The organism is Cupriavidus basilensis (assembly GCF_029335485.1).
Taxonomy (GTDB): domain Bacteria; phylum Pseudomonadota; class Gammaproteobacteria; order Burkholderiales; family Burkholderiaceae; genus Cupriavidus; species Cupriavidus basilensis_E.
The window spans coordinates 1-8,867 of record NZ_JARJLM010000512.1 but is presented as its reverse complement, the minus strand read 5'-3'; the positions used below and the strand labels follow the sequence as shown (position 1 = coordinate 8,867).

Here is an 8,867-nt window from a genome sequence, read left to right as displayed (position 1 = left end):
GCATTATGTTCGTACTCTGAGATTATCGCAGAGTACGGCACGGGCCACCGGCAGCCGGCCGGGCTGCGCCGGGAGACGGCACATGGCGCCAACGCCGCGTGGCGAGCGCGCCGGTCTCGAATGCCCCGCGCAACGCTTGAAAGGCAATCGAAAGGCCAGCCTGCCATTCTGACTTCTGCCGATAGGGGGAATGGCCGCCATCCGTGCCTTCCCGTCGCGGTTTTTTGCCCCCGGGCTTACTCGTTCCCGGTGCCTCTACCCGGCTGCCGCGAGTTGACGCATTCGCGCCGGCCGTGCGCGTGCCCTGCATTTGCTGTCTCCTTCCTTTCCATTTCCCTTCTGTTTCCCTTCAATTCCCCTTCAGTTTCCTTTCGTCGGTCCTTTAAATACATCATGACGTGATATGTATTTTTTTGGCCGGACTTCCAGGCATATCGGTGAATACCCCTAAAACAAGACAAATGAAAGCAAGCTGAAAGATCGCCTCTCTAATGTTCCCCCCATCCTGCAGGCAAGCCCGTGTCCGCCTGCCGATCGAACCGTCTCCGCACGCAAGAGCCTGCGCTCGGGGGCGCACAAGTTTTTATGTACTTTGAGGAGAATCGTTTTGCGCATACGCAGCCAAAAGGACTTTGCCTCCGGCCTGATGTTCATTCTGGTCGGATTGAGCTTTTCCTGGGTCGCTCGCGGCTATTCCATGGGAACAGCCGCCAAGATGGGCCCCGGATATTTTCCCTTCCTGCTCGGACTGGTACTGGCCATACTCGGCGCATTCGTGCTGATCGGCTCGGTCTCGAAAAAGGGCGAAGCCGACCAGCTCGCCCGCTGGGACCTGAAGACCCTGCTGTGGATCCTGGGTTCGGTGGTGCTATTCGGCCTGCTGCTCAAGCCGCTCGGCATGGTGTTGTCGGTGTTCGTGCTGGTGATGGTGTCGTCGATGGCCAGCCATGAGTTCAGCTGGAAGGGCGCGATCCTGAACGCCATCGTGCTGGTGCTCATCAGCATGGGCGCCTTCGTGTACGGCATCAACCTGCAGATGCCGGTGTGGCCTGCTTTCATTACTGGTTAAGGAGTCGGCCATATGGAATTGATTGACCATCTTGCCTTGGGATTCTCCACGGCGCTGTCGTTGCAAAACCTGGCCTACGCCTTCCTGGGCTGCGTGCTGGGTACCCTGATCGGCGTGCTGCCGGGCCTGGGGCCTCTGGCCACCATCGCCATGCTGCTGCCGGTGACCTACACGCTGCCGCCGGTGGCGGCGCTGATCATGCTGGCCGGTATTTACTACGGCGCGCAGTACGGCGGCTCCACCACCGCCATCCTGGTCAACCTGCCGGGTGAATCGTCGTCGGTGGTCACCACCATCGATGGCTACCAGATGGCGCGGCGGGGCCGGGCGGGGGTGGCGCTGGCCACTTCCGGCCTGGGTTCCTTCTTCGCCGGTTGCGTGGCCACCCTGATCCTGGCCGCGTTCGCCACGCCGCTGTCGGAACTGGCCTTCAAGTTCGGGCCTGCCGAATACTTCTCGCTGATGGTGCTGGGCCTGATCGGTGCCGTGGTGCTGGCTTCCGGTTCGCTCCCGAAGGCCGTGGCGATGATCGTGCTGGGCCTGCTGCTGGGCCTGATCGGTACCGACGTGAACTCGGGCGCCGCGCGCTTCTCCTTCGACATTCCCGAACTGACCGACGGTATCGACTTCGTCGCGCTGGCCATGGGTATGTTCGGCTTTGCTGAAATCGTGGCGAACCTCGAACAGAAGGAAGATCGCGAGACCTTTACCGACCGCGTGACCAACCTGTGGCCGACCAAGGAAGACTTCAAGCGCATGGCGCCCGCAGTGCTGCGCGGCACGCTGCTGGGCTCCGCCCTGGGCATCCTGCCGGGTGGCGGCGCGGCGCTGGCTTCGTTTGCAGCCTACTCGCTGGAAAAGAAGACCTCGAAGTACTCGCATGAGTTCGGCAAGGGCGCCATCGAAGGCGTGGCCGGTCCGGAGTCGGCCAACAACGCCGCGGCGCAGACCTCCTTCATCCCGCTGCTGACGCTGGGCATTCCGCCCAACGCCGTGATGGCGCTGATGGTGGGCGCGATGACCATCCACAACATCCAGCCGGGCCCGCAGGTCATGACCAGCAACCCCGCGCTGTTCTGGGGCCTGATCGCCTCGATGTGGATCGGCAACCTGATGCTGATCATCCTGAACCTGCCGATGATCGGGATCTGGGTCAAGCTGCTGACCGTGCCCTACCGCTTCCTGTACCCGGCCATCCTGGTGTTCTGCGGTATCGGCGTGTACTCGGTCAACAACCAGACCTTCGACGTCTTCATGGCGGCTGGCTTCGGCATCATCGGCTACCTGTTCCTGAAGCTCAAGTGCGAACCCGCACCGCTGCTGCTGGGTTTCGTGCTGGGACCGATGATGGAGGAGAACTTCCGCCGTTCCCTGCTGCTGTCGCGTGGCGAGTTCAGCGTGTTCGTGACCCGTCCGCTGTCGATGGGCCTGCTGATCGCTGCCGCCGCACTGGTCGCCGTTGTCGCACTGCCGTCGATCAAGGCGAAGCGCGAAGAAGCGTTCCAGGAAGAGTAGTAACCGAGCCCCACCCGCGCCGGCCTCGTGCCGGCGTACAAAACGCAAGGCCTGGGGTGCACTCGTGCACCCCGTTTTTTTAGGCAGGCCCTGGTCTTGACCAGGCCGCCGGCAGGGAAGACGCCCGGCTGCGTTCGCAGCGCCAGGGCTGCGCATGATGATCTGCTCTATCGCGCCGTGCAGGCGCGTCACAGGCGCTGCATGAAAACTCCAATACTAGACGGCTTCGTTTCGCGGCTGTATATCCTGAAGTTTGTCCAATCGAGCCCGGCGACGGTATTGACGCTGGTCGACCGCCTGCGCGAGCGCGGCGTCGAGAAGAATATCCGGTCGCTCAGGCCCATCCTGCGCAGCCTGATGATTGCACGCGCGATCACGGCGGAGCTGGTGGAGGGCAGCGGCCGGGTCTATTGCATCACGGATAGCGGGCGCGAGGAGCTGAACAAGTACCTGTCCCACCTGGATATCCTGCAAAGCGATATCGAGCACACCGGCCGGGCAAAGCGCGCCGGCCGCTCCGATTGAACACCCGGTACCGCGGCAACGCGAGCAGGACGGGGCCTGGCGGGACGCCAGCTTGGGGCCAGCGCCCGCCGCGCCGTGCTCAGGTGGTCATGACGACCTGGTTGCGGCCGTTGCGCTTGGCCTGGTAGAGGCCGGCATCGGCGATTTCGATCAGGCGGCTGTAGGGCATGTCGGCAGCCGGCACGATGGCGGTGCCGCCGATGCTGACGGTCACGTTGGGTGCCGCCTGCGAGCCGCTGTGCGGTACCTGCAAGGACTCGATGGCGCGCCGCACCTTTTCCGCCAGCAGCCGCGCGCCGCCGGGCGAGGTGGAAGGGAGGATCATGGCGAATTCCTCGCCGCCGAAGCGTGCCGGCAGGTCGGCCGGGCGCGCGCAGTTCTCGCGGATCACGCCGGCCACGCGGCGCAGCACTTCGTCGCCGGCCACATGGCCGTAGGTGTCGTTGTAGGCCTTGAATGAATCGACGTCGATCATCAGCAGCGCCAGCTGGCTCTGCTCGCGGCCGGCGCGACGCCATTCGGCCCCGAGATATTCGTCGAAATAGCGCCGGTTGGACAGCCCGGTCAGGCCATCCGAATTGGTCAGCCGCTGCAGTTCCAGGTTGGTTTCCAGCAATTGCTGCTGGCTCTGGCGCAGGGCCCGGTAGGCTTCGTCGCGCTGCTGCAGGTTGAGGTAGGAACGCGAGTGATAACGGATGCGCGCCACCAGCTCGATGGTGTCGGGAAGCTTGACCAGGTAATCGTTGGCACCGGCGGCAAAGGCCGCGCTTTTCATGATCGGCTCTTCCTTGGTCGACAGCACGATAATGGGAATGTCGCGCGTGGCGAGGTTGGCGCGATATCGCCGCACCAGCGTCAGGCCGTCGATGCCGGGCATCACCAAGTCCTGCAGGATCACCGTCGGGCGGGTGCGTTCGGCCACGGCGACGGCTTCGTCGGGTTTGGCGCAATAGTGGAAATCGATATCGTGCTCGGGTTCCAGTTCGCGCCGGACGGCTTCGCCGACCATGGCCTGGTCGTCGACCAGCAGGACCATGGCGAGGTACTCATCCGGGCGTTGCATGGTCTTTGAGTCTGTTGCGTTGGGCATTGCTTTCCTCTTGCTCTCCGACTTGGAGGCGCTAACAAAATGATCCTGATCATCCTGGCGTGGTCCGGCATGCCCAGGTGTAGCGCGGGCACCGGCGGAGCCGCGCGCACGGCCGGGATGGCTTGCTGGTTTCATTTTGTTAGCGCCTTTGGTCCTTTGTCCTACCCCTGGTTGCTGATGGCGTTGCAGGCCCGTACGATGCGGGCGGCGATCTGCTGCAATGGCAGTATTTCGCGGGCGGCCCCGATGGCGGCGGCTGCCTTGGGCATCCCATAGACGGCGCTGGTGGCCTGGTCCTGGGCAATGGTCAGGTAGCCGCGCTCGCGCATGGCTTTCAGTCCCAGCGCGCCGTCGCGGCCCATGCCGGTGAGCAGTACGCCCACCGCATCGCCGCGCCAGTGCTGCGCGACGCTTTCAAAGAAGACATCGATCGACGGCCGGTACAGGTAGTCGCTCGGTTCCTCGGTATAGATCATGCGCGCGGCACTGACCATGCGCAGGTGGTCGTTGGTGCCGGCCAGCAGCACGGTGCCCGGCTGTGGGCCCTCGCCCTCGCGCGCGAGCCGTACCGGCAGCGCGCACTGGGCATCGAGCCATTCGGCCATGCCAGCCGCGAAGGCCTCGTCCACGTGTTGCACGGCGATCACGGCAGGGCTGAACCCGGCCGGCAGTGCGCCGAGCAAGGTGGCCAGCGCGGCGGGGCCGCCGGCCGACGCGCCCAGCGCCACCAGCCGCTCCGCGCCAGCCTTGCGCGCCACCGGCGGCGCCGCGCGCGAGGGGGCGGCACGGCCGTCGAGCAGCCTGCCGATATTGCGGATCTTGCGCAGCAGCGGGCCGCTTGCCAGTTGCGAGTCCGGCTGGGCCAGCGAGGGCGTGTCGACCGCGTCGACCGCGCCGTGCCCCATGGCGTCGAATACCTGGGTGGCGTTGCGGCCGAGGTCCATGGTCACCACCACGATGGCGCAGGGGCTCGCCGCCATGATGCGGCGAGTGGCCTCGACGCCATCCATCACCGGCATCAGCAGGTCCATCAGGATCAGGTCGGGGGTGCGCACCGCGGCCATGCGCACGGCGCTTTCGCCGTCCTCGGCCACCCATGCCACCTCCAGCGCCGGGTCGAGGCCGATGACACGGCGCAGGGCAGTCACGGCCAGCGGCGAATCGTTGACGATGCCGATCTTCATGCGCGTGCTTCTCCTATCAGGTCTTGTACCGCATCGAGCAGCGCGGCATCCTGGAAGCTTCCCTTGGCCAGGTAATAGTCCGCGCCGGCCTCCAGCCCACGCTGCCGGTCCTGCTCGCGATCCTTGTACGACACCACCATCACCGGTATCTGCTGCAGGCGCGCTTCGCGCTTGATGCGGCTGACCAGTTCGATGCCGTCCATGCGCGGCATATCGATATCGGTGATGACCAGGTCGAAGGATTCGGCGCGCAGCACGTTCCAGGCGTCCATGCCGTCCACCGCCACCGCCACCTCGTAGCCGCGGTTGGACAGCAGCTTGCGTTCCAGTTCGCGCACCGTGAGCGAATCGTCCACCACCAGCACGCGCTTGCGGCGCAGCGGAGCGGCTTCGGCGCCGCCACGGCGGATACGGTCGATCTTGCCTTCGGACAGCAGCTTTTCCACCGAGCGGATCATGTCTTCCACGTCGAAGATCAGCACCGGCGTGCCATCCTCCGTGAGGCTGCCCGCGGCAATGTCCTTGATCTTGCCCAGGCTTGCCACCAGTGGCTGTACCACCAGGATACGCTCGCCCAGCAGGCGGTCCACGGCCACGCCGTAGGTGCGTTCGTGGTCGCCCAGCACCACCACCGGCACGGTGTCCTCGTCGCGCCGTGTTTCGGCCTGCTGCAGCACCTGGGCCGCGCTGACCAGCCCCACCTGGCGTTCCCCGAAGCGGAAGTGCTGGCGGTTCTCCAGTTGCTCGATATCGCTGCGCTCCAGGTTGATGGCCCGCATCACGTAGGCCAGCGGGAAGGCGTAGGCCTCGCCCGACACCTCCACCAGCAGCGCGCGCACGACCGACAGGGTCAGCGGCAGTTCGAGATGGAACTGCATGCCGCGCCCGTTTTCCTGCGAGAGCCGGATGCTGCCGCGTACCTGGCGGATCATGTCCTGCACGGCGTCGAGTCCGACCCCGCGTCCGGACACTTCGCTGACGGTCTCGCGCAGGCTGAAGCCGGGCAGCAGCAGGAAGTCCAGCAGCTCGGCCTGCGACAGCCTGGCCGCGGTTTCTTCCGGTGCCAGGTTGCGGCTGACGATGGCGCGGCGCAATGCGTCGAGGTCCACGCCCGCGCCGTCGTCGGCGATCTCGATGATGAGCCGGCCGGCATTGTGGCGCGCGTTCAGCGTGATGCGGCCTTCGGCGGGCTTGCCGGCCTGGCTGCGCGCCTCGGGCATCTCGATGCCATGGTCCACCGCGTTGCGCAGCAGATGCGCCAGCGGGGCTTCGAGCTGTTCGAGGATGTCGCGGTCGACCTTGGTGCTTTCCCCGACCAGTTCGAGGTGCACCTGCTTGCCCAGCGAGCGCCCCAGGTCGCGCACCATGCGCGAGTAGCCGGTCAGGCCGTCGGCCAGGGGCCGCATGCGGCTGGCCAGCGCCCGGTCATAGAGCTGGCGCGAGAGCCGGCCGGTGCGGTGATCGTACTGTTCCAGCTCCGCCACGCGTTGCGATAACTGCTGGTGGCTCTCGGCCAGCAAACGCTGCGATTCGGCCAGCGCGGCCTGCGCCGCGGTATCGGCAGCGCCGCCGGCGAGCGCCACCTGGAGCGTGTCGAGGGCCTGCAGGGCACGCATCTGGATGCGGCGGGTTTGCTGCAGCGCATTGCCAAAGGGCTTGAGCCAGTGGGTTTCCACCATCGCCGCGCCGGACAGTGCCAGCAACTGATCCAGCGTATCGGCGCTGACGCGCAGCATGCGCTCCTGGCTGTCCGGCTGGCCGGGGACCTCGCCGGATGCCTTGCCGGCAGGCGCGGCGGCGTCGGGAATGATGTCGGCCTGCGGGCCGGCGCTGTCGCCACTTGGGCTTGTGCTGGCGGCAGGCGGATCGGCTTGCGGAATCGCCTGCGGCGCCGGGGAACCGTCCACGGCCCATGGGGATGCCTCGACCTCTTCGCCGGCAAGCAGCGCCTCCATGCGGGCCACGAAGGCATCGATTTCGGGCTTGCCCGCCTGGTCGGCCCAGGTGATGTCGCCGCCCGGCGGGCAGCCCAGCCGCAGCAACAGGTCGGTGCCATGCAGCAGGGTGTCGATATGCACCGGGCGCAGCAGCAACTCGCCGCGCTGGGCTGCCACCAGGCAGTCCTCCATCACGTGGGACACGCGCACGCCGCCATCGAGTCCGACGATACGGGCCGCGCCCTTGAGCGAATGGGCGGCGCGCATGCAGGCTTCCAGTTCGCCGGCCGCGGCGGGGGCGCGCTCCAGCGCCAGCAAGCCGGCATTGAGCACTTCCGCCTGCGACTGCGCCTCCAGGGCGAACAGTTCCAGCAGCGAGGCGTCGCGCAACTGATCGGGGTTCATGCCAGGCTCCGCGTCAGGGCTTGCTGCAGCAGGGCGGGGTCGAGCAGGCCGACGCTGCGTCCGCCGCTTTGCAACAGGGCACGGGTGTAGCGCGCGGAGGCACGCGACAAGGTGGTCGGCAATGGCTGCAGGGCGCTTTCGGCGACCCGCTCGACACCCGTGACTTCGTCGACCGGCAGTGCGATGGCGTTGCGGCCCTGGCCCAGGACGAGCAGGCGCGCGCCGTGCCCGGTGCCGGCCTTGCCGGCGGCGGTGGCCGTGGCGCCGGCGGCCGGATCCTGTCCTAGCAGGCGCGCCAGTGAGATACAGACCAGCAGGTTGCCGCGCACGCTGGCCAGGCCAAGTACCGCGGCATGGCGGCGGTGCGGCAGGGAATGCACAGGGCAGGGCGCGGTGACCTCGGCCAGCACGGCGGCCGGCAGGGCCAGCCATTCGTCGCCGATGCGGAATACCAGGCACGCCAGGGACGGTCCGCGCCCGGCGGCGTCCGCCCGATAGGCATCCGTCGCCGGCAGGCTGACCTCGCCGGTGGGCAGGTTGTCCAGCAGTGTCAGTGCCGCGCGCGAATAGGTCGGGCAATTGCGGCAGTGGATGTGCGTGGCCAGCAGTGGGCAACTGCCGTCGCCCAGCACACCGATGCGCCGCCAGCAATCGTCAATGGCGACAGCCGTTGCGCCGGCACGGGGGCCTGGCTCGGCCAGGGGAAAGGGGACGTGCTCAGCCATGGCGGGTCGGGGTCTTGCGTTGTGCGCGGCTTCTCAGGCGGGCGGCGGCGGCGCTGTCGCCTTCCGCTTCCAGGATGGCGGCCATATGGTAGAGCGCCTCCTGGTGGGCAGGATCCAGGTAAAGCGCGCGGCGGAAGGACTCGCGTGCGTTGGCCGGGCACCCGGTGGCATCGTAGAGTACGCCCAGCAGGCAGTAGCCGGCAGCCGACGGGCCTTGCGCATCCAGGTGTGCCAGGCAGGCAGTCACGGCGACGGCAAGCTCGCCGCGATCGGCGAGCCGGGAGACCTTGGCCAGCGCGTGGGCGGCTGCCGCGGTCTTGTCGGCAGCCGGGTCCGCATGCTTGTTCGTGGCCTTGCCGGCAACCGCGGCTGGGTTTGCCGAAGCCGCGCCCGGCGGCGCCGGCTGCCGGGCGAAGC

8 protein-coding genes are annotated in these 8,867 nt (G+C 66.9%); 3 read left to right on the top strand and 5 right to left on the bottom strand.

Annotated features, from left to right (window positions below):
- Positions 1-607 precede the first annotated feature (607 nt).
- The 3 genes from P3W85_RS31690 to P3W85_RS31680 all read left to right on the top strand — a co-directional run bounded on the left by P3W85_RS31690 (position 608) and on the right by P3W85_RS31680 (position 3,109).
- Positions 608-1,069, top strand: a complete 462-nt coding sequence (locus P3W85_RS31690; protein ID WP_017224001.1) for a tripartite tricarboxylate transporter TctB family protein — start codon at positions 608-610, stop codon at positions 1,067-1,069.
- Positions 1,070-1,081: 12 nt separating this feature from the next.
- Complete coding sequence (locus tag P3W85_RS31685; RefSeq protein WP_017224000.1) at positions 1,082-2,584, top strand: tripartite tricarboxylate transporter permease; 1,503 nt, start codon at positions 1,082-1,084, stop codon at positions 2,582-2,584.
- Positions 2,585-2,785: 201 nt separating this feature from the next.
- Complete coding sequence (locus tag P3W85_RS31680; RefSeq protein ID WP_035805182.1) at positions 2,786-3,109, top strand: helix-turn-helix transcriptional regulator; 324 nt, start codon at positions 2,786-2,788, stop codon at positions 3,107-3,109.
- Positions 3,110-3,188: 79 nt separating this feature from the next.
- On the opposite strand, the gene P3W85_RS31675 is transcribed toward P3W85_RS31680, so the two are convergent.
- The 5 genes from P3W85_RS31675 to P3W85_RS31655 form a co-directional block, all read right to left on the bottom strand.
- A complete protein-coding gene (locus P3W85_RS31675; protein ID WP_051078357.1) occupies positions 3,189-4,199 on the bottom strand; it encodes a response regulator in 1,011 nt (336 codons plus the stop codon).
- A gap of 161 nt (positions 4,200-4,360) precedes the next feature.
- Positions 4,361-5,383 (bottom strand): chemotaxis response regulator protein-glutamate methylesterase, encoded by a 1,023-nt coding sequence (locus tag P3W85_RS31670; RefSeq protein WP_276267670.1) that lies wholly within the window; start codon positions 5,381-5,383, stop codon positions 4,361-4,363.
- Entirely contained in the window at positions 5,380-7,725 is a 2,346-nt protein-coding gene (locus P3W85_RS31665; protein WP_017225525.1) for a hybrid sensor histidine kinase/response regulator, read from the bottom strand. Before P3W85_RS31665 ends, P3W85_RS31670 begins: the two co-directional genes overlap by 4 nt.
- Complete coding sequence (locus P3W85_RS31660; RefSeq protein WP_276267669.1) at positions 7,722-8,450, bottom strand: chemotaxis protein CheW; 729 nt, start codon at positions 8,448-8,450, stop codon at positions 7,722-7,724. The genes P3W85_RS31665 and P3W85_RS31660 overlap by 4 nt, the downstream gene beginning before the upstream one ends.
- Positions 8,443-8,867 (bottom strand): tetratricopeptide repeat protein (locus P3W85_RS31655; RefSeq protein WP_276267668.1); only part of this gene is annotated, 425 nt, incomplete at its 5' end. The genes P3W85_RS31655 and P3W85_RS31660, both read right to left, overlap by 8 nt.

What these genes read in the sequence shown, in the direction of transcription:
- P3W85_RS31685 (WP_017224000.1), top strand. Translation starts at nt 1,082, where the DNA reads ATGGAATTGATTGACCATCTTGCCTTGGGATTCTCCACGGCGCTGTCG.
- P3W85_RS31680 (WP_035805182.1), top strand. Translation starts at nt 2,786, where the DNA reads ATGAAAACTCCAATACTAGACGGCTTCGTTTCGCGGCTGTATATCCTG.
- P3W85_RS31675 (WP_051078357.1), bottom strand. Translation starts at nt 4,199, where the DNA reads ATGCCCAACGCAACAGACTCAAAGACCATGCAACGCCCGGATGAGTAC.
- P3W85_RS31670 (WP_276267670.1), bottom strand. Translation starts at nt 5,383, where the DNA reads ATGAAGATCGGCATCGTCAACGATTCGCCGCTGGCCGTGACTGCCCTG.
- P3W85_RS31665 (WP_017225525.1), bottom strand. Translation starts at nt 7,725, where the DNA reads ATGAACCCCGATCAGTTGCGCGACGCCTCGCTGCTGGAACTGTTCGCC.
- P3W85_RS31660 (WP_276267669.1), bottom strand. Translation starts at nt 8,450, where the DNA reads ATGGCTGAGCACGTCCCCTTTCCCCTGGCCGAGCCAGGCCCCCGTGCC.